The organism is Hymenobacter sp. YIM 151500-1, assembly GCF_025979885.1.
Classification (GTDB): domain Bacteria; phylum Bacteroidota; class Bacteroidia; order Cytophagales; family Hymenobacteraceae; genus Hymenobacter.
Genome location: NZ_CP110139.1, coordinates 711,125 through 731,025, shown reverse-complemented (window position 1 = coordinate 731,025; position 19,901 = coordinate 711,125). Strand labels below are relative to the sequence as shown.

General features: G+C 63.4%; 13 protein-coding genes and 1 tRNA gene. 9 read left to right on the top strand and 5 right to left on the bottom strand.

Annotation, left to right across the window (positions count from 1 at the left end; all coding sequences use genetic code 11):
- Nucleotides 1-142 precede the first annotated feature (142 nt).
- Both OIS53_RS02900 and OIS53_RS02895 read right to left on the bottom strand, forming a co-directional pair.
- Nucleotides 143-568 carry a GNAT family N-acetyltransferase gene (locus OIS53_RS02900; RefSeq protein WP_264680886.1) on the bottom strand — a complete coding sequence of 142 codons (426 nt, stop codon included), beginning with the start codon at nucleotides 566-568 and terminating at the stop codon, nucleotides 143-145.
- Between the two features lie 14 nt (nucleotides 569-582).
- The gene (locus OIS53_RS02895) at nucleotides 583-1,662 is read right to left on the bottom strand and encodes a fatty acid desaturase family protein (protein WP_264680885.1); all 1,080 of its coding nucleotides are present in this window, start codon (nucleotides 1,660-1,662) and stop codon (nucleotides 583-585) included.
- Between the two features lie 305 nt (nucleotides 1,663-1,967).
- Between OIS53_RS02895 and OIS53_RS02890 the strand changes: the two genes are divergently transcribed.
- Complete coding sequence (locus OIS53_RS02890) at nucleotides 1,968-4,160, top strand: bifunctional alpha,alpha-trehalose-phosphate synthase (UDP-forming)/trehalose-phosphatase (protein ID WP_264680884.1); 2,193 nt, start codon at nucleotides 1,968-1,970, stop codon at nucleotides 4,158-4,160.
- 250 nt (nucleotides 4,161-4,410) lie between these two features.
- Nucleotides 4,411-5,115, top strand: a complete 705-nt coding sequence (locus tag OIS53_RS02885) for a M48 family metallopeptidase (protein ID WP_264680883.1) — start codon at nucleotides 4,411-4,413, stop codon at nucleotides 5,113-5,115.
- A 464-nt stretch (nucleotides 5,116-5,579) separates the two neighbouring features.
- On the opposite strand, the gene OIS53_RS02880 is transcribed toward OIS53_RS02885, so the two are convergent.
- Nucleotides 5,580-7,376 (bottom strand): glycoside hydrolase family 15 protein, encoded by a 1,797-nt coding sequence (locus tag OIS53_RS02880; protein ID WP_264680882.1) that lies wholly within the window; start codon nucleotides 7,374-7,376, stop codon nucleotides 5,580-5,582.
- A 314-nt stretch (nucleotides 7,377-7,690) separates the two neighbouring features.
- Between OIS53_RS02880 and OIS53_RS02875 the strand changes: the two genes are divergently transcribed.
- Nucleotides 7,691-7,765, top strand: a tRNA-Glu gene (locus OIS53_RS02875).
- A gap of 113 nt (nucleotides 7,766-7,878) precedes the next feature.
- Here the strand turns inward: OIS53_RS02875 and OIS53_RS02870 are convergent.
- Both OIS53_RS02870 and OIS53_RS02865 read right to left on the bottom strand, forming a co-directional pair.
- Nucleotides 7,879-8,868, bottom strand: coding sequence for an NAD-dependent epimerase/dehydratase family protein (locus OIS53_RS02870; RefSeq protein ID WP_264680881.1), 990 nt, complete (start codon nucleotides 8,866-8,868; stop codon nucleotides 7,879-7,881).
- Between the two features lie 71 nt (nucleotides 8,869-8,939).
- Nucleotides 8,940-9,950, bottom strand: coding sequence for a helix-turn-helix domain-containing protein (locus OIS53_RS02865; protein WP_264680880.1), 1,011 nt, complete (start codon nucleotides 9,948-9,950; stop codon nucleotides 8,940-8,942).
- A gap of 223 nt (nucleotides 9,951-10,173) precedes the next feature.
- Here OIS53_RS02865 and OIS53_RS02860 point away from each other — a divergent pair, with 223 nt between their 5' ends.
- The 6 genes from OIS53_RS02860 (at nucleotide 10,174) to mutM (ending at nucleotide 19,770) form a co-directional block, all read left to right on the top strand.
- Nucleotides 10,174-12,372 (top strand): hypothetical protein, encoded by a 2,199-nt coding sequence (locus OIS53_RS02860; RefSeq protein ID WP_264680879.1) that lies wholly within the window; start codon nucleotides 10,174-10,176, stop codon nucleotides 12,370-12,372.
- 270 nt (nucleotides 12,373-12,642) lie between these two features.
- The gene (locus tag OIS53_RS02855; protein ID WP_264680878.1) at nucleotides 12,643-14,343 is read left to right on the top strand and encodes an MFS transporter; all 1,701 of its coding nucleotides are present in this window, start codon (nucleotides 12,643-12,645) and stop codon (nucleotides 14,341-14,343) included.
- Nucleotides 14,344-14,632: 289 nt separating this feature from the next.
- Nucleotides 14,633-16,423 (top strand): ABC transporter ATP-binding protein, encoded by a 1,791-nt coding sequence (locus tag OIS53_RS02850; RefSeq protein ID WP_264680877.1) that lies wholly within the window; start codon nucleotides 14,633-14,635, stop codon nucleotides 16,421-16,423.
- Between the two features lie 445 nt (nucleotides 16,424-16,868).
- Nucleotides 16,869-17,753 carry a M48 family metalloprotease gene (locus OIS53_RS02845; RefSeq protein WP_264680876.1) on the top strand — a complete coding sequence of 295 codons (885 nt, stop codon included), beginning with the start codon at nucleotides 16,869-16,871 and terminating at the stop codon, nucleotides 17,751-17,753.
- A gap of 133 nt (nucleotides 17,754-17,886) precedes the next feature.
- The gene (locus OIS53_RS02840) at nucleotides 17,887-18,795 is read left to right on the top strand and encodes a PhzF family phenazine biosynthesis protein (protein ID WP_264680875.1); all 909 of its coding nucleotides are present in this window, start codon (nucleotides 17,887-17,889) and stop codon (nucleotides 18,793-18,795) included.
- A 147-nt stretch (nucleotides 18,796-18,942) separates the two neighbouring features.
- Nucleotides 18,943-19,770, top strand: coding sequence for a DNA-formamidopyrimidine glycosylase (gene mutM / locus OIS53_RS02835; RefSeq protein ID WP_264680874.1), 828 nt, complete (start codon nucleotides 18,943-18,945; stop codon nucleotides 19,768-19,770).
- Nucleotides 19,771-19,901: the final 131 nt, after the last annotated feature.

Below are 19,901 nucleotides of genomic sequence, written 5' to 3'. Positions count from 1 at the left end.
TTTTAGCTGACACCTTTTCCGTACTGCACGCCGGAACCAGCGCCCTTGTGAGGAGCACCACTGCTCGGAGCCAGAACAGCACCTGCCGGCGAAACTGCGCCGTAGGTGCTGTTCTGGCTTCGAGCAGTGGTGTACCCAGTAATTAGGCAACAGGCCTGAACTGCTTCTGTAAAAAGTAGCGGGTATGGCCACGGGGAAAATCAGGCAGCGTACCGAAGATTTCGTAGCCTTCCCTCTGATAAAACTCCAAGGCCTGAAAAGAAAAGGTGTCGAGGTGGGCGGCAGTGGCGCCTTCGCGCTGGGCTTCAGCTTCGGCGCGGCGCAGCAGTTGCCGGCCTAATCCTTGCCCTCGAAGGTCCTCTTGCACCCACAGCAGCTCCACCTTGAGCCAGCCCCAGAACACTTCACCCCACAGCCCTCCTACCACGGCTTGATTGCGCTGGGCCAGCACGGTGAGCGGTTGCCCGTGTGCTTCGCCGGTGTGGGCGGCGTTGTGGGCCATAATGCCGGCGGCTATGGCGTCGTAGTGGGCGGGAACAGCCTCGCGAAATACTTCTACAACAATCATCGAAACCTGTGCCTTTACGCCGGCCGGCCGAACAGCTGCAGCATGCGGTAGTGCGAGCGGAGGGCCGACAGGAACGAGCGGTTTTCAATGTAGGGCAGGTTAAACTCCTGGGCCGTTTGCTTCACGATGCCGGCCAGGGCCGGGTAGTGAATGTGGCAGACGCGCGGGAACAGGTGGTGCTCAATCTGCCGGTTCAGGCCTCCGCACAGAAAGCTTGCCAAGCGGCTGCGGGGGGCGAAATTGGCCGTGGTGCGCAATTGATGCACGGCCCAGGCTTCCTGCATATCGCCGCTGGGGTCGGGCACCGGAAAAGCCGTGCCCTCCACCACGTGGGCCAGCTGAAACACCAGGCCCAGCACCAGTCCCTCTACGAAGTGCAGGGCCAGAAACCCTATCACAAACTGCCACCACGTAATATCGAGCACCACCAGGGGCAACACGATAAACAGCGCGTAGTAGAGGGCCTTGTACAGAAACAGGTTGACGTACTCCCGGCGCGGGTGTTTGGTGACGTGCTCCCCTATTTTGCTTTTGAAGAACTTCAGGTAGTCTTTGCGCAGCACCCACGACAGGGAAGCCAAGCCGTAGAGCGGAAACGCATACAGGTGCTGGTAGCGCTGCCAGGGCCGGTGGGGCTCGTCCTCGCACAGCCGCACCAGGCCCGGCGCCACCTCAATGTCTTCGTCGTGGCCGGGGATGTTGGTGTAGGTGTGGTGCACGATGTTGTGGGTGATGTTCCACACGTAGGGGCTGGCCCCAATCAGGTTGAACAGCAGGCTGAACACCTTATTAACTCGCTTATTGGCCGAAAACGCGCCGTGTATGGCGTCGTGGCAGATGTTGAACCCGATAAAGGCGCAGAACGCCCCCAGCAGCCCGGCCAGGACCAGCATGCCCCACAAGCTGAACTGCCCCGACAGCAGCAGCCCGTACAGCCCCACAAACCCGGTCAGGAAAAAGATGGTCTTGGCCCACATGGCCGGAGTGGCGTGCCTCGACAGGCTGCGCGAGAGAAAATACGTGTCCACCCGCTGGCGGACCGTGGCGAAAAACGCCGACTGGGTGGAGTTGGTAAACTTCAGGGTTTGTGCCATGCAAAGCGGTGCTGCGGTCTAGCAGCTCACACCGCTTCCCAATAAAATTCAAAGTGAATCCCAAACGTACGGCTTTACAACCATAGCCGTCTGCAAAAAGCTCCTTCCTGCTTTTTTACTTCTTACCTACCAGTCGAGCCGCTTCCTAACCAGGCAAACGCCTCCCGAAACCTGAAAATGGATGAAATAACCTGTTTAACCCCCTAAAAAAGCAGACTCAACCGTAAGGGGCTGCCGGTGAAAAAATTTTGGCTTCCGGCGGTTTTCTCCCGTAAGCCTTGAAGACTACCAACGTCACCAGGCTCATGTTCCGTACTATTATCGTCTCCAACCGCCTCCCCACCAAAGTTCAGCGCACTTCCGATGGCACCCTTGCTTTTCAGCCCAGTGAGGGCGGGCTGGCCACGGGCCTGGGCTCCATCTACCGGCAGGAAGGCAACGTGTGGGTGGGCTGGCCGGGGCTGGTGGTAGACGGCGAGCCGGAAGAGCAGCACGTAACCGAGCAGTTGCGCCAGGACAGCATGGTACCCGTGTTTCTGACCGAGGCCGAAATCCGGGACTTTTACGAGGGCTTCAGCAACTCCACGCTCTGGCCCACCTTCCACTACTTTCCGCAGTACGCCACCTACGAGCAGGCCCACTGGGAGGCCTACGTGGCCGTGAACGAGAAATTCTGCCGGGCCGTGCTGGAGCTGGCCGGCCCCGACGACACCATTTGGGTGCACGACTACCAGCTGCTGCTGCTGCCTGAGCTGCTGCGCCGCGCCCGCCCCGACTGCACCATCGGCTTTTTCCTGCACATTCCGTTTCCGTCGTACGAGCTGATTCGGGTGCTGCCCTGGCGCGCCGAGCTGCTGCAAGGCATGCTGGGGGCCGATTTGATTGGCTTCCACACCTTCGGCTACATGCGCCACTTCCTCAGCGCCGTGTCGCAGCTGCTGGGCATTGCCACCCAGAACGGACAGATTGAAACGCCCACCCGCACGGTGCTGGTAGATGCTTTTCCGATGGGCATTGACTACGAGCGGTACGCTCAGGTGGCGGCCTCGGAAGAAGCCAAGCAGCACGAGGCTACCTACCGCGAAGCCCTGCGCGAGGTGCGCGTGATTCTGAGCATCGACCGGCTCGACTACACCAAAGGCATTGCCGAGCGCCTGCGGGCCTTCGAGCTGCTGCTGCAGCGCTACCCCGAGTGGCAGGGCCAGGCCAGCCTGCTCATGCTGGTGGTGCCCTCCCGCGACCAGGTGCCGCAGTATCAGGCGCTCAAGGAAGAAATTGACGAACTGGTAGGCCGCATCAACGGCCAGTACCGCACCATTAGCTGGACGCCCATTCACTACTTCTACCGCTCGTTTCCGCTGGAGGAGCTGGTCGCCCTCTACCGCCTGGCCCAGGTGGCGCTGGTGACGCCCATGCGCGACGGCATGAACCTGGTGGCCAAGGAGTTTGTAGCCAGCAAAAGCGCCGCCGGCCCCGGCGTGCTCATCCTGAGCGAACGAGCCGGCGCCGCCCGCGAATTGAGCGACGCCCTCATCATCAACCCCACCAGCCCCCACGAGCTGGCCGAAGCCCTGCACGAGGCCCTGGTGATGCCCGTAGAGGAACAGCAGCAACGCCAAGCCGCCTTGCAGGCCCTGGTGAGCCAGTACAACGTGTTTGCCTGGACCCAGCTGTTTATGGACCGCCTAGCCTACGCCAAAATCAAGCAGCTGACCCTGGCCACCGAAACCCTGGGTCCCGACACGCGGGCGGAGCTGCAAACAGCCTACCAGGCGGCCCGTCAGCGGCTGCTGCTGCTGGACTACGACGGCACGCTGGTGCCCTTCCAAGCCGACCCGCAGCGCGCCCAGCCCGACGCGGAGCTGCTGCAGCTGCTCCAGGACCTCACCGCCAACGAACGGAACCGCGTGGTCATTATCAGTGGCCGCGACCGAACTACGCTGCAAAACTGGCTGGGCCATTTACCGCTTGATTTTATTGCCGAGCATGGCGTGTGGCTGCGCACCCGCGGCGAAGACTGGCAGCTGTTTCAGCCCGTGCGCAACGACTGGAAGGCTGAAATCCGCCCTATTCTGGAGCTGTACGTGGCGCGCACGGCGGGCTCGTTTATCGAGGAAAAAGAGTACTCGCTGGTGTGGCACTTCCGCCGCGCCGACGCGGAGCTGGCCACCGTGCGGGCCCGGGAGCTGATGAGCCACCTCACCTTCCTGGCGTCAAACACCGATTTGCAGGTGCTGGAGGGCAACAAGGTAGTGGAAGTCAAGAACGCCGGCATCAACAAAGGCACTGCCGCCGCGCGCTGGCTCAGCACCATTGCTCCCGATTTCGTCCTCGCCATCGGCGACGACCGCACCGACGAGGACACGTTTGGGGCCATGCCGTCGGAGGCGTTTACGGTGAAAGTCGGCAGTGCCCCCCGCTCCCTGGCCCGCTACCACCTGCCCGGCGTACCCGACGTGCGGCAGCTACTGCGAGAGCTGATGATGGGGAGTGAATAAGTGAGTTGGTGAGGAGGAAATGAGTGGATGAACCGTCCTGCTTCATCTGGCGTCCGCGCAGCCGTAGTCGAAGCATCTCTACCGCTTCGTTGATGATAGTTGCTGTCGTGCGGACGATTAAGATTACCCTCGGTAGAGATGCTTCGACTACGGCTGCGCCTGCGCGGACGCCAGATGAAGCAGGACGGTCTTCACTCAGTCACTCATTTATCCTCTCCTACCTTGCGGGTTCAATTGGTTCCCGCTTTTCATGCCCCAGCTTTATATCGACGATTTGCAGGTGGAAGTCGTCCGTAAGAACATCCGCACCCTGCGCCTGAGCGTGCACATGCCCGATGGGCGCGTGCGGGTGGCCGTGCCCCTGCGTACCCCCGATGCCACCGTGCGCGAGCTGGTGCAGGCCCGCCGCGCCTGGATTCGGAAGCACCAGGCCCGCTTTGCCGCCCGTGAGCAGCCCGCGACGCTGCACTACGTTTCGGGCGAAATGCACTTGTATCAGGGCCAGCCCGTCGAGCTGCGCGTACACGCCACCGCCGGCCGGCCCCGCGCCCAGCTGTCCGGCTGCGGCTGCTACTTCGACCTTTTCGCTCCCGAAAACAGCTCCCGCGCGTACCGGGCGCAGGTGCTGTCCACCTGGTACCGCCAGCGTCTACGTCAGCAGCTGCCGGCTTTGCTTGCCCACTGGCAGCCCATTGTGGGAGCCGAGGCCAGCACCTGGGGCATCCGGCAGATGAAGACGCGCTGGGGCACCTGCAACACCCAGGCCCGGCGCATCTGGCTGAACCTGGAGCTAATCAAGCGCCCCTCTCCCTGCCTCGAATACGTGCTGGTGCACGAGCTCACCCACCTGCACGAGCGGTACCACAACGCCCGCTTCTGGGGTCTCATGGACCAGTTCATGCCCACCTGGCGCGACCATAAAGCCGTCCTGAACGGCATAGCTTTAGAATGCTGACGCAACGCAGGCGGCAGACTTAGCCAGCAGAGCTGGCGCGTCTGCCCGCCGGCCCATGGGGCAAGTCGCCCGACTCGCGGCCGCCGAGGGCGGCCAACTCGCGTTAGGGCCGCATGAACTGGCAGCGTGCCAGAAGATGTAACGCGAAGTTGTACTTCGCGACGCGCCAGAACAATGCTGAGCTGCGCTTGTACCCTAACGTTCCAAAGGCTGAAGCTCTGGACTAGTCAGTGGACTAGGTTGAGACGTTACCTAGCCCAGGGCTTCAGCCTTGGGACTGGTGGGGTGCCGCATTGTTCTGGCGCCTCGCGAAGTACAACTTCGCGTTACATCTTCTGGCACGCTACAGCCCACACGGCGCGGTGCCGGCTGGCCGCCTTCGGCGGCCGCAAGCCGGGAGACTTGCCCCATCCCCCGGCGGGCAGACGCCTCGCCTCCGGCGAGAAGTCTGCTGCCAGGTCCTTCTACTCAATGAAATTCGGCCGGTCCAGCTTCTTTGCTATTCGATAGGCGGCGTTTACCAGGCCGACGTGGCTGTAGGCCTGGGGGAAGTTGCCCCACTGGGAGCCGGTGCGGGCGTCTACGTCTTCGGAGAGCAGGCCCAGGTGGTTGGTGTAGGTAATGAGCTTTTCAAACTCGCGGATGGCGTCGTCGAGGCGACCCACGCAGGCCAGGGTTTCCACGTACCAGAAGGAGCAGATGAGAAAGGTGGTTTCGGGGGTGCCGAAGTCGTCGGGGTGGCGGTAGCGGTAGAACAGGCCTTCGGGGGTCTTCAGCTCCTGCTCCAGGGCGGCCAGGTGGTGGCGGGCCCGCTCGGAGGCGGGGTCGAGGTAGCCCATCATAATGAGCTGCAAGGTGCTGGCATCGAGGTGGGGCGAGCCTACGGCGTTGGCGTAGGCCTGGCGCTCCTCGTTGAAACACTGTTCAATCCGGGCGGCGGCTTCCGCAAGTAGGCGGGTGGCCTGGGCTTCAAGGTCGGGGCGGCCGAGGTGGCGGGCCACTTGCCGAGCAGCGTGCGAGCCGGCCCAGTGAAACAGGTAAGTATAGCAGTGATACTGGGCCAGGTTGCGAAACTCCCACAAACCGGCATCGGGCTGGTCCATAGTGGCTTCAATCAGGCGTAGGCCCTCGGTTACGAGCCGTTCGGGGTTGGTACGCTCGGGGTCCAGGAAGCGGGCATCCACGTAGAGCGGCAGCAGGGCCACCAGCACCTGCCCATACACGTCGTTCTGGATGTGGGTGTAGGCGTCGTTGCCGATGCGCACGGGCTGGTTGCCGAGGTAGCCGGCCAGGGGTAGCTCCTGCTCCACCAGCTCCGAGGCCCCGCTGATGCCATACAGGGGCTGAAACCGGTCCTTGACCTTGGTGGAGATGTTGGCAATGTAGTGGAAGTACCGCTCCAGCTCCTCGAAGTGCCCGATGTTGTTGAAGGCCGTCAGGATGTAGTAGGTGTCGCGCATCCAGCAGTAGCGGTAGTCCCAGTTGCGGGTGCTGCCGGGCGCCTCGGGCAGGGAGGTAGTGCTGGCCGCAATGATGGCGCCGGTGTCTTCGTACTGGTGAATCTTTAGGGCCAGGGCCGAGCGTATCACCTGCTCCTGGTGGAAGTTGCTGATGCTGGTGCTCTTCACCCACTGCCGCCAGTAGTCGGTGGTGGCCCTGAGAAACCGCTCGGCGGTGCTTTCCAGCGGGGCTTCCAGGGGGGCGCCGTAAGTAAGCACCAGGTACTTCGTTTCGTTTAGGGTGAAGTCCTCTTCCTCCAGAATGTAGGTGAGCGGGATGTTGGTGGTGAGGCGGATTTCCTCTTCCAGCCCCAGAAACGCAATGTGGTTGGAGGAGCGGCGCCGGCTCAGCGCCAGCTGCCCGTACTGGCCCACCGGGCGGCAGGCCACTCGCACCCGCGGCGTGCCCGTGAGCGGCTCCACCTTCCGAATCAGCATCAGGGGCTTGTAGTACCGCTCGTACTGCGGAAAGCGGGGCGCGAAATCCGTAACGCGGTAGGAACCGCCGTCGTCGGCCAGCAGGATTTCGGTACGCAGCACGTTGGTGTTGGGCAGGTAGTACTGGCGGGAGCCGGCCTGCTGGCGGGCCTCGGCGGGCCGGATGCTGAACTCGCCGCCTTTCTGCCCGTCGAGCAGGGAGCCGAACACGAAGCTGCTGTCGAAGCGGGGCCAGCACAGCCAGCGCACCGCCGTATCGGTGTCAATCAGGCCCAGGAAGGCGCAGTTGCCCACCAGGCCCAGGTTGTAGGTATGTTTGGTCATGCAAAGCAGGTGGTTGAACCGGGCGCCTAGCGTCCGGGCGGCGTGTACCAGCAGGTAGTACCCCGGCGGCGGGGCTGGGGTTGCCACCGGTGCGGCTACTGTGCTTCGGAGCCAGCCGGGCGCAGGCCGGAGCTAGGCGTTGTGGCGGGCCAGAGTCACCCTGTTTCAGCCAGCGGAGCGCGGAATCAGACTTTTCGGAGGCAAAAAAATCTGCTTGATTCTTTGCGGCTTAGATTCTGGTGCTGCTTTTTTTGGGATTGAGGTCTTGCCTGGTGTTGGCGGGCTACTATCTTTGCAGCGTTAAAACCGAAGATGGTCCGTTCGTCTAGGGGTTAGGACTGCAGATTTTCATTCTGCCAACAGGGGTTCGATTCCCCTACGGACTACCAGCATTCATCACCCCAAACACGAAAAAGCCGCCGCTTCCGTAGAAGCGGCGGCTTTTTCGTGTTTGCATGTGGGCCAACCTGGAGAGGCGAAGAATGAGCGTAGCCAAAACATGCTACGCCGTTTGGGGCTGCTGCGCCTGGGCTCGCTCAATTTCGCGCATGCCTTCTTCTATGCTGATAACGTTGCGGAAGCCCAGCTCTCGCCGGATTTTCTGGTCACTGATGGTAAATTCCTTGCCGAAGAGGTAGAGCAAGGTTTTGGTAAGCGGCGGGGCGCCTTTCAGGTTGAACACGCGCCACGCGGCGTCCAGCACGGTGGCCGCCACGCGGGCCACGCTGTAGGGGAGGCTGCTAAACTCGTGCGGCAAGCTGTAGAGCCGCAGCAGCGTGGTCAGGAAGCGTTTCAGCGTCCACGTCTCGCCGTCGGTGATGAAGTAGATATGGCCACCGGGGCTTTTCTCGTACACCAGCAGCAACGCCTCCACAAGATTACGCACGTGGCAGGTGGAAAAAACATGCTTTCCGCCGTCAATAAACCAAAACTCTCCACTCTCAGCCGACTGCTTGAACTCGGCATATCCCGAAAAGCCCACGCCCCAAATCAGGGGCGGACGCACGGCGTAGGTTTTCAGCGTGGAGCTATTGGCTGCCAGCACATACTGCTCAGCCTGCAGCTTGGTAGCAGAGTAGCCATCATGGAGGTAAGGCGCCACAAACGTTTCTGGCAATTGCCGCTGCCTGCTGGCGTTGGCTACTACCGAGGCGGCGCCCAGGTATAGCAGATGTCCCACCTGGGCCTGCCGGGCGGCGGCCACCACGTTGTGGGTGGCCACTACGTGCACGCGGTACAGCTGCTCAGCCGGGGCATTGAAGTCCACGACTGCGGCCAAGTGAAACACGGCGTCGCAGCCCGCCATACCGGTTTGCAGGGCGGTTAGGTCGTCGAGGTCGCCGCGGACGGACGTGGCACCGAGGTCCTCCACGGTGCGGGCGGCCTGGTCGGAGCGGGCCAGCGCCCGCACGGCGTAGCCCCGGCGGCGGAGTTCGGCAATAAGGTAGCGGCCGACGAAGCCGGAGCCGCCCGTAACAAAGCAGGTTTTCATAAGGCGAATACGATGAGGAACCCTGCAAACTTCACCAGCATTGCTCCCACCAAACCGCCCGAAACCGGCAATTACTCGCCCGAAACCGGCACCAGCTGGCGCCCTTGGCGCAGCACCTCGCGGGGTAGCACGTCAAAGTGCTTGCGGAAGGCGTTGGTGAAGTGCGTCAGACTGCTGTAGCCCACCAGAAAGCCCACCTCTGACACCGACAAACGCCCCTCCCCCAGCAGTTCGCGGGCCTTGCGCATGCGCACGTACTGGGCGTACTGGTAAATGGTGCGTCCGAAGTACTGCGGAAAGTAGCGCGTGAGCTTGGTTGCGCTCATACCCGTGGCCTGGGCCAGCTCTTCGATGGAGGGCACCTGCTGATAGTTTTCTTCTAACAGGGCGCGGGCCCGAAACAGCTGCTTCACGTCGGGCTGGAGCAAGCGGGTGGCCACCGGGGCCAGCTGCCGGCGGGCCAGCTGCCGGCGGGCCAGCTGCTGCACCAGCAACTGCCAAAACATCAGCACGCGACTGTACACGGCCAGCGTGTCGAGCGGAGCGGCACTACCCACCAGGGGCCGCAGTTGCTGCTCCATATCCAGCGTCAGCTCCTCGAACACGTGAAACACGCGGCCGGACGCAAAGTACGCCGCCAACGCGCTGCCAGGTTCCAGAAACGGCGCCATGCTCTGGCGCGTGAACGTCAGGCACACAAACATGTAGGAGCCAGGCTCCTGCCGGGGCTCGACGACGGTGTTGCCGGGCGAGTAAAAAAAGACGCCGCCGGGCTGGTCTTTGCGTAGGGTAACGGTATCAGACCCCACGGTTTTGGTGACCGGCGCCTGCCCTACGTTCACGAACACGCAGTAGATGCCGCTGTCGGCGGGGTTCACCGTGTCGAGAGCCAGCGGCTGCACTACCTCCAACTCGTAGGTGTAGGCCGCAAAGTCGAGCGGAAGGGCGTAGGCGCGCAGCACACCCCGGCCTACCTCGTTGGCAAACCGCCATTCGTTGCCCACAACAGGAGCGTGGTAGCGGGCTGCCAGGTAATCGAGCTGGTTTTGCTGGGGCGAGATGAGCAGGTCGAGGTGAAGCATGGCGCGCGAATGGATAGCGGAAAGTCAGGCAAGCTACGCACGTAAGCAGCCCGAAGCCCGCACGCTACCCCTACTGGCAACCGGAAGCCGCTTCTTCGGCGGCGCTGGTCAACATTTCAGCGTTGTGAGGCGGCAGGTTTGGCGTTTTTTCTGCTCAAGTAGGTGGTAGGGCTCTACCTTTGTGGGCTCGGCAAGCCCCATAGAACGGAGGCAGGCCGTAGATTTGTTTCTTCTTTTTCCCGACGCTGCCTGCCCCGTGCGCTTTCACCCGGCACTCCGCTCCTGGCGTTGCGCAGTTGCGCAGCTGCTGTTTCTTCTACTGGTTGTTTCGGCGGCCCCGACCTACGCCCAAGTCCCGCTGCTGCGGGAGCTGACGCTGCGCACCGACACCACCCGCTACACCCTCAGCCGCCACACCGTAGCCGTGCAGGGCGAGCCCCACCTCTACTTCCACTACCGCCACGACGACGAAACCGCCGAGCTGCTGGTGTCTCCGCTGAACCCGGCCGGGGCACCCCTGCGCCTGGTGCGCTCCGCCGATTTTCAGCTGCTCGACTCGCTCACGCCCGCCGAAGGTGGGCAGTACTACCGGGCCAAGCTGCGCTTCCGCGACCTGACGGCCACGCCCTTCCTGCGCCTCACCTTCCGGCAGGCGCCCGACTCGGTGGGCCGGCCCCCGCGCACCCAAACCGTGAGCCTGCTGCCCGTAACGCGCACCACCCTGGAGCTGCGCCCCCCGGACACCGAGCTGTTTGTGGGCGAGGAGAAGGTGTTTGAGCTGACCAGCAACCACCCCAAAAACATCCGCACAAGCCCCGAGTGGACCCGCGGCCAGGACATCGACTACCGCCTCGTCCAGGAAAACGGCACCCTGCGCCTGCACGTGCTGCCCAATGCCCTCGGCCCCCGCCTGCTCACGGTGCGGCCCCAAACCGAGCGGCCCTTCCTCACCGACCACAACCGCCGCGTGAGCTACAGCCTGCCCCCGCTGCGCCAGGAGTTTACCGTGAAGGCCTCGCGCCTGCGCTTTCTGAGCGTCGATAAGAAGGAGCTGACCCTGGACGAGGCCTCGCGCCGCCGCGGGGTGGAGCTGATTCTGGACAATGGGCGCACGTTTGAGCTGAAGCGCACCTACCGCATCGAAGACCAGGAGGAAGCCGGCGGGGCGCTGATTGCCGAGCTGTTTACGCGCCAGTACCTCACCAACGATAGGGTGCTGTGCTGGCTGCGCGTGTACAACCTGCACCGCCAGACCGACAGCTACCTCTACATCAAGGAGCAGGACCAGGCCAAGTACGTCACCAACTTCAACATTGCACCCAAAACCGCCATTACGGCCGTGAGTGTGCGCCACCGCGGCGGCGACTGGACCAGCAGCCCCGCTGTGAACCCCGGCGAAACGGTGGACGTGCGCCTGGAAGGCGAGGCCCTGCAACGGGCCCGGTTTCACTTCGAGGATGTGCAGGTGGTGCCCTCCGACTCCTCGGTGCGCACCGATGCGGCTGTGGTGTACCGGGTGCAGGTGCCCGTCACCATCGACAAAAAGCGCATTACCATCTTCAACGCCGGCCAGCCCACGGGCCACAGCCTCACGGTGCGCGAGTTTCAGCGCCCCCACCCGCTCGACTTCGTGGGCGTCACCTTCGGCGAAGCGCCCCGGCCCGTGACGCGCTTCGCCGGCCCCATCCTCTACGACCGTACCATCCGCGACGTAGTGTTCAGCTTCAACGCCGGGGGCATCGACTCCGACCAGCAGCTCTACGGCAAGCAGTACCTCACCTTTGACATCCGAACCCAGAACAGCCGGGGCGAGCTGATCGAGATGCGCACCCTTGATAACGTGGTGGTGTGCCCCGACGGCTCATCGGTGCGGGCGGCGTTTTACCAGGACAAGCAGTGCCAGGTGGGCAGCATCAGCCTCAACACCCTGCTGGGCGCCCGCAAAACCTACGACCTCGACGACTGGAGCACCATCATCGTGACGGTGCGGCACACGCCCAGCCAGTACCAGGAGCCGGGCTTTTCGCAGAAGCTGGAGCTGGTGCTGCGGCGCAGCATCAAGTTCGACATCGACGTGAGCTTCCCCGGCGGCCTGCTCACCCGCATTCCGGGCGAAAAGAGCTACAGCACGTTCGGGGGCATTTCCTTGGCCATGCTGGGGCAGATCAGCTTCTACCACCCCGAGAAAATCAACCGCCTGCGGCCCTACAAGATTGGAGCAGGCTTCGTGGCCCTCAACGCCTTCAACCTCAGCAACAGCCAGGATGCCTACCGCGACCTGGGCGTGGTAGTACTGGGCTCCATCTACCCCACCCGCCGCGAGGCCAAGCTCACCTTCCCACTTTACCTGGGCGGGGGCTACCTGCTCACCAAAGGCAAGCCGTTTCTGCTACTGGGGCCAGGCATCGGGGTGCGGCTGTGAGGCGGCGGGATGGTGACAGGTAACAGGTAGCATGTCATGCTGAGCTTGTCGAAGCATGACGGCCTTATAGATTATCCCAGAGGCTAGTCAATAGTGGTCAGGCTCCCCCTTTCTTTTGGAGAGGGGCCGGGGGGTGAGGTTTCACGCCTGCACGCTGCTCTACTAACCTCTGCGCGGCGGCTGCGTTTGTCTGCGGGTAGTCAGTTCCTGGTTGGCGCAAGCTGAACCGCAGGAAAACGCAGTTAAGCTCCCGCCACACTCGCAGCCCGCATGTCTGCCTCCCCTGCTCCTTCTCTGCCGGCGCCCCCGGCCCCCACCTCCCCGTTTGCCCCGCTCAGGATTCCGTTTTTTCGGATGCTGTGGGTGGCCTCGTTTGTATCGAACATCGGGACGTGGATGCAAAACGTGGGAGCCGTGGGGCTGATGACCCAGCTCACGCCCTCGCCGGTGCTGGTGGCTTTGCTCCAGACCGCCTCGGCGCTGCCCGTGTTCCTCTTGAGCCTGCCCGCCGGCGCCCTCGCCGACCTCGTAGACCGGCGTCGGATGCTTTTGCTCACCCAAACCTGGATGGCTATTACGGCCCTGGTGCTGGCCGCCCTCACGCTGCTGGGCCTCACCACGCCCTGGCTGCTGCTGCTGCTCACGTTTCTGCTGGGCCTGGGCGGGGCCCTGAACAACCCCGTGTGGCAAACCGTGACGCCCGAGCTGGTGCCCCGGCCGCAGCTAGCCCAGGCCCTGGCCCTCAACAGCGTGAGCTTCAACCTGGCCCGCGCCTTTGGGCCGGCTCTGGGCGGGTTGCTGATTGGGTACGCGTCGGCGGGGGCGGCGTTTCTGCTGAATGGGGTGTCGTTTCTGGCCACTATGTACATGGTGTGGCGCTGGCAACGGGCGCCGCAGGCTACGTCGGAGCTGGCCGGGGAACGAATCTTGGCCGCTATTCGGGGCGGCATCCGCTACGCCCGGTTTGCGCCGCCGGTGCAGCACATTCTGGTGCGGGGCGTGTGCTTTACGTTTGGGGCCAGTGCCTTGCTAGCCCTGATGCCGGCCGTGGTGGCCCGGCAGCTCCACCTACCCACGTCGTTTTACTCCCTGCTGCTCTCGTGCATGGGCGCGGGGGCCGTGCTGGGGGCCCTGGTGCTGCCCCGCCTCAACCGCCGCCTCAGCATCGACTGGCGCGTGAGCTTGGCCACGGCCACGTTTGGGCTGGGGCTGCTGGGCCTGGCGTACTCGGCCAGCCGCCCGCTGCTCATGGGGCTGCTGGTGCTGGTGGGCCTGGCCTGGATGCTGGTGCTCAACTCGTTTAGCGTGGGCGTGCAGACGGTGGTGCCGCGCTGGGTGCAGGCCCGCACCATTAGCCTCTACCTACTCACCATTCAGGGCGGCATGGCGCTGGGCTCGGTGGTGTGGGGCGCGGTGGCCACGCGCTGGAGCCTGCCCGCGGCCCTCACGGGGGCGGCCGTCTGGCTGGGGCTGAGCCTGCTGCTGGTGGTGCGCTTTTCGCTGAGCACCACCGAAAACCTGCCCGACCCCACGCCCACCCGTCCGCGCCGGGAGCCTGAGCTGGCCGAGGAGCCTGACCCCGACGCCGGCCCGGTCATCATCACCACCACTTACCGCGTGCGGCCCGAAAACCGCCCCGCCTTCACCTACCTCATACACCAGCTCAGCCGCATCCGCCGCCGCGAGGGCGCCATCCGCGTGGGCCTCTACGCCGACCTGGCCGACCCTACCCGCTTGGTGGAGTACTTCATGGTCGAAACCTGGGAGGAACACGAGCAGCAGCACCTGCGCGGCGCCAGCCCCGACGAGGAAGACCTAAAAGCCCGCGCCCGGCAGTTTCACCAGGGCCCCGAGCCGCCCGCCGTAGCCCACCTGCTGGCCCAGCCCTACCTGCCCACCGCCACCCCGCCCGTGATGGTGCCCGGCACCACCCGCCTGGTAGCCAACACCGCCGGCGAAGCCGTGAGCTAAGGTGGCCTAAGCTTCAGCTTGGGCCGTGCGCCGGGTGTGCCCTGTCGGTTGACTTAGGTGACCTGTGCTGGCTAAGAGCATGTTGGAAAATTTAGCAGAACACGGTTTAGGTCCTGCTCCATCTGGCGTCCGCTTGTCGAAGCATCTCTCCCGCTTCGTTGCAATGCTAAATGATTAGCCAGCGGGAGAGATGCTTCGACTGCGCTCAGCAGGACAATTCCCAAACACGCTCAAAGTCCGCTGCCAGCTACTTTTAAACCTTCCGGCCTTCTCACGGCTTCTGTTCTCTATGAAACTTCTCTACGGCTACTTGCGCCACTATTGGGGCCTGCTGGCGCTGGCGCTGCTGCTGGCGGCCATCAACCAGGTTTTCTCCCTGCTCGACCCCTACATCTTCCGGCAGATTATCGACCGGCACGTCACGCCCACGCTTACCAGCCCAGCCCGGCCTGGCTTTTGGGCGTTTCTGTCGGCCGGAGCAGGCATCCTGATTCTGAAAGCCATGGGCGTGGCCATGGTGTCGCGCATCGCCAAAAACTTCCAGGACTACTACACCAACGTCATCACCCAGCGCCTGGGCGCCGAGCTGTACTCCGACGGGCTGCGGCACTCCCTGGAGCTGCCTTATCAGGTGTTCGAGGACCAGCGCTCCGGCGAAACCCTGGGCAAGCTCCAGAAGGTGCGCACCGACGTGGAGAAGCTGATTCAGAGCTTCGTCAATGTGCTGTTCATCTCCCTGGTGGGTATCGTGTTCGTGACCTGGTACGCCGTGAGCGTGTACTGGCCCATTGCGGTGGTCTACTTCCTGACTATTCCGCTGCTGGGCTCCCTGAGCCTGTTTCTGAGCAAGCGTATCAAGACGATTCAGAAAACCATCGTGGCCGAAACCACAGCCTTAGCCGGCTCCACCACCGAAAGCCTGCGCAACATCGAGCTGATCAAGAGCCTGGGCCTGGCCCAGCAGGAAACCACCCGCCTCAACGCCACCACCGACAAAATCCTGAAGCTGGAGCTGAAAAAGGTGCGCTACCTGCGCTCTTTGTCCTTCGTGCAAGGCACCTTCGTCAACCTCATGCGCAACGTCATTCTGCTCATGCTCCTGTTTCTGGTGGTGCAGAAGCTGATATCGGTGGGTGAGTTCTTTTCGTTCTTTATCTACTCCTTCGCCATTTTTGGGCCCTTGCAGGAAATGGGCACCATCATCAACGTGTACCGCGAAACTGAAGCCTCTCTGGCTAACTACCAGCGCATCCTGGACACGCCTAAGGAGGTGAAGCCGACTCACCCCAGGAAGATTGAGAAGATTGAAACGCTGACCTTCGAGGACGTGCACTTCCAGCACCTCTCGGCCAGCAGCGCCGCCCTGGATGGCATTTCGTTCACCACCCGCCTGGGCGAAACCATTGCCTTCGTGGGACCTTCGGGTTCCGGCAAAACCACGTTGGTGAAGCTGCTGGTGGGCCTGTACCCGCCCCGCGCCGGCCAAATTCTCTACAACAGCATCCCCGGCTCGGAGCTGGACCTGGACCTGCTGCGTGAGCAAATCGGCTTCGTAACCCAGGACACCCAGCTCTTCGCCGGCACCATCCGGGAAAACCTGCTGTTTGTGGCCCCGCACGCCACCGATGCCGAGTGCCTGCGCGCCCTCCACCAGGCCGCCGCCGACTCCCTGCTGGCCCGCGCCCCCCAGGGCCTCGACACGGTGATTGGTGAGGGCGGCGTGAAGGTATCCGGGGGCGAAAAGCAGCGCCTGAGCATTGCCCGCGCCCTGCTGCGCCGCCCCACCCTGCTGGTCTTTGACGAAGCCACGTCGGCCCTGGACTCGCTCACGGAAGAGGAAATCAGCCAGACCGTGCGGGAGCTGTCGGGCTCGCGCCAGCACATCACCATCCTCATTGCCCACCGCCTTAGCACCATCCTGCACGCCGACCGCATCTTCGTGCTGGAGCGCGGCCACATCGCCGAAGCCGGCCGCCACGAGGAGCTACTCGCCCAGAAAGGCCTCTACTACGCCATGTGGCGCCAGCAAATCGGCGAGCGAACGGCCCCCACGCCGGCCCGCGCGGTAGGGGTTGCTTGACCTCACCCCCTAGCCCTAGTTGCCTCACCCCCTAGCCCCCTCTCCGGGGGAGAGGGGGAACTAGCTCTAGAATTACTAGCTGATTCTAGCTCTAAAATGCTAGAAACTAGTCCCCCCTCTCCCTCGGAGAGGGGGCTAGGGGGTGAGGCAACCCGTGAGGTCCCGTCAGCATACTTTTCCCCTGCCCCGGTGCGTTACACAAGCGCCGTTCCGGTCATGCCGCCGTGCCCGTCCCGGCGGGGCGGAACGACTTCGCACATAATTGTGTTTTTTCCGTGCAACCTCCCGCCAGCTTGAAAGGTCTACTGTTGAGAATTACTTCAGCTTAATTTGCTTTTTAAACCGATAAGCGAGCAGTTTTTACAAGCAGGCAAGCGCCTGGCGGAATTGCAATAATCAGGCAGGGTTCTTGCCCTTTTCTTCCGACCCTTTCATTCTCACTTCCATGACCCACCTCCGCTTTTTCCGCCGCTTTGCAGGCTTGGTGCTTGCCGGGTGGCTCTGCTTGCTGGCCCTTACGGCCGGCGCCCAAACCGCCCAGCGCGACGTGCTGCGCGAGATTACCGATGTGGTGGGCCTGAAGCCGCGCTTCGAGCTGCGCGCTACTACTGAGGTGCAAAATGCGGCGGCCGTGGTGTACGGCGGCAAGCGGTACCTGCTCTACAACCCGCAGTTTGTGCAGGCCGTGAACCGCGCCGGCCGCACCGACTGGGCCGGCATCAGCATCCTGGCTCACGAAATGGGCCACCATCTCAACGGCCACACCCTACGCGCCGGCGGCTCCAATCCCGCCGACGAGCTGGAAGCCGATGAGTTTTCGGGGTTTGTGCTGCGCAAGATGGGTGCTAGTCTGGCCGAAGCGCAGGCCGGCATGGCCGTCGTATCCGATGATGAGACCTCGGCCACGCACCCCGGCCGCCGCACCCGCCTGGCCTCCATTGGGGCGGGCTGGCAGCGGGCCAACCAGCAAATTGCCGCCAGCAGCCGCACAGTGGCCCCGTCAGCAGCTCCGGCCGTGCTGGCCAGCCGTCCGGCCCCGCAGCCCCAGCCCACGCTGGTAGCCGATGGCAGCCAGGTGAGCGTGCTCGGCAAAATCACCTTCCGCAGCAACCCCGACGAGCCCTACTACCTCACCAGCCGCCTCAACGTGGTGCGTCTCGACCACTCCGACCACACGGCCCAGGTGGTAGGCCGCCTCACCCGCTCCGACAGCAGCACCTTCCCGTTTGTGCTGGTCGATGGGCAGCAGCGCCGCCTGTTTGTCAGCCAGAGCGGCGGCATCTACGACCAGAGCGGCCGCCAGGTGGCCCTGCTCTCGGACCCTTCCTAAGCAGCGTTTCGCTTTCGGGTTCAATAAAAGCCAGCTCCTACGTGTGGGAGCTGGCTTTTATGCGTCCGTCCAGGGCGCACGGCCCGGAGTGCGGGCTTCGCCTTACTTTGCAGCAGCATTCTCTCGTTGCCTCATGCCGCGCTCCTACCCTTTTCTGCTGGTTGACGCTTTCACCGATACGGCCCTGGGCGGCAACCCGTGCGCCGTAGTGCTGGATGCCGATACGCTGGCCGACGAGCAGATGCAACGCCTGGCGCGGGAGTTCAATCAGTCGGAAACGGCCTTTGTGCGCCGCTCGGCAGTGGCCGACTTTGGGGTGCGCTACTTCACGCCAGCCGAGGAAATTCCGCTGGCGGGCCACCCTACCATTGCCACGCTCACGGCGCTGCTGCACACCGGCCGCCTGCCACTGCCTGGCCTGGAGGCGCCGCTCCGTTTGCAGCTGGAGCTGCTGCACGGCCCCATTCAGGTAGAGGTGCTGGCCCCGCCGGTGCCCGGTACCCCGGCGCCGGTGTGGATGACCCAGCGGCGGCCGGAATTTGGCCGCACCCACGACCCGGCCGTGGTGCTGCCTTTTTTTGGCCTCTCGCCCGATGATGTGCACCCCGGTGCCCCTTTGCACACCGTAAGCACCGGCACACCCCAGCTCATGGTGCTGCTGCGCGGCCCCGAAGCCCTGCGCCGGGCCCGCCTGGCCGACGCCGCTGGCCTCGACCAGTACCGGGCCGCGTCCGGCTTTTTCAGCACCCACCTCTTTTGCCTGGGCGGGGCCACGGCGGCCGGGCACACGTTTGCCCGCCACTTCTGCACCCCGCCCGACGTGGTGGAAGACCCCGTAACGGGCTCCGCCACCGGGGGCATGGCTGCCTACCTCTGGCACTACGGTTGTCTGTCCCGGCCCGAGTTTGTGGCCGAGCAAGGCCACTGGCTGGGCCGCCCCGGCACCGTGCACGTCCGCCTCGACGGCACCCCCACCAACCTGCAAGCCGTGCGCATCGGGGGCACAGGTATCGTGGTAGTCAGCGGCACCCTGACCGTGTAAAAGCACCTGTCATTCCGAGCAGCGCGAGGAATCTGGGTTCGATGCTGGACTGCTAACGGTCCAGCATCAGCCACCAGCAACTTTGCGACGCTTCAGGTTGTTGAAAGCTGGCCGCTCCTGGCTTTTTCACTTCTCTGTTTTCTTGCTGTGCCCGAACTACCCGAAGTAGAAACTTACCGCCGCTTTCTTCACGAACTAGTTGTAGCGCAAACCATAACCGCGCTGGAAGTGCACGATGCCCACGTGCTGGCCGTTGACGAAGACACGTTGCGCCAGGCCGTGGTGGGCCGAACCGTCCGGGATACGGGGCGTCTAGGTAAAAACTGCTTTCTGCTGCTCGACGATGGCCGGGTGCTGGTGCTGCACTTTGGCATGACCGGTGACGTGGGCGCCTACCGCGACCCAGCCGACCGACCCCGGTTTACGCGTGTGACCTTGTACCTGGACTCCGGCCTGCGCGTTGCCTTCATCGACCCGCGCAAGTTCGGGCGCATCCGGCTGGCCGACAGCATCGAAACCTACCAGCAGGCCAAGAAGCTGGGCCCCGACGCCCTGGACATCAGCCCGGAGCAGCTGCAGCAGAAACTGCAACGCCGCAAAGTAGCCGTGAAGCCCCTCTTGTTAGACCAGAGCATCACGGCAGGCTTGGGCAACTGGATTGTGGACGAGGTGCTGTTTCAGGCCGGCATCCACCCGGAGCGCCTCGCCCATACGCTACAAGCCGACGAGTACCAGGCCCTGCACGGCGCCATTCAGCATGTGCTAGGCACGGCCATCCGGCATGAAGCCACCTACCGCCATTTTCCGGCCGACTTCCTGATTCACGCCCGGCAGTGGGACGACTCCGCCACCCCCGGCACCGATGCCCACCGGTTTTGCCCCCGCCACGCCAATACGGAAATTGTAAAAAGCTACGTGGGCGGCCGAGCTACGTACGTATGCCCGGTTTGCCAGCCTGCGCCCACTTTAGCATAAAAATGCAAGTATCATCTCAGGCTACCGGCCACCGTGGAAAAGTGAAGTTGGGCATTTAGTGGGAGACACGCGCCAGATGCGCTGCACCACATTTATTCAGGTGTTGTCGCCCCGTTGGCAAAACCCATTTT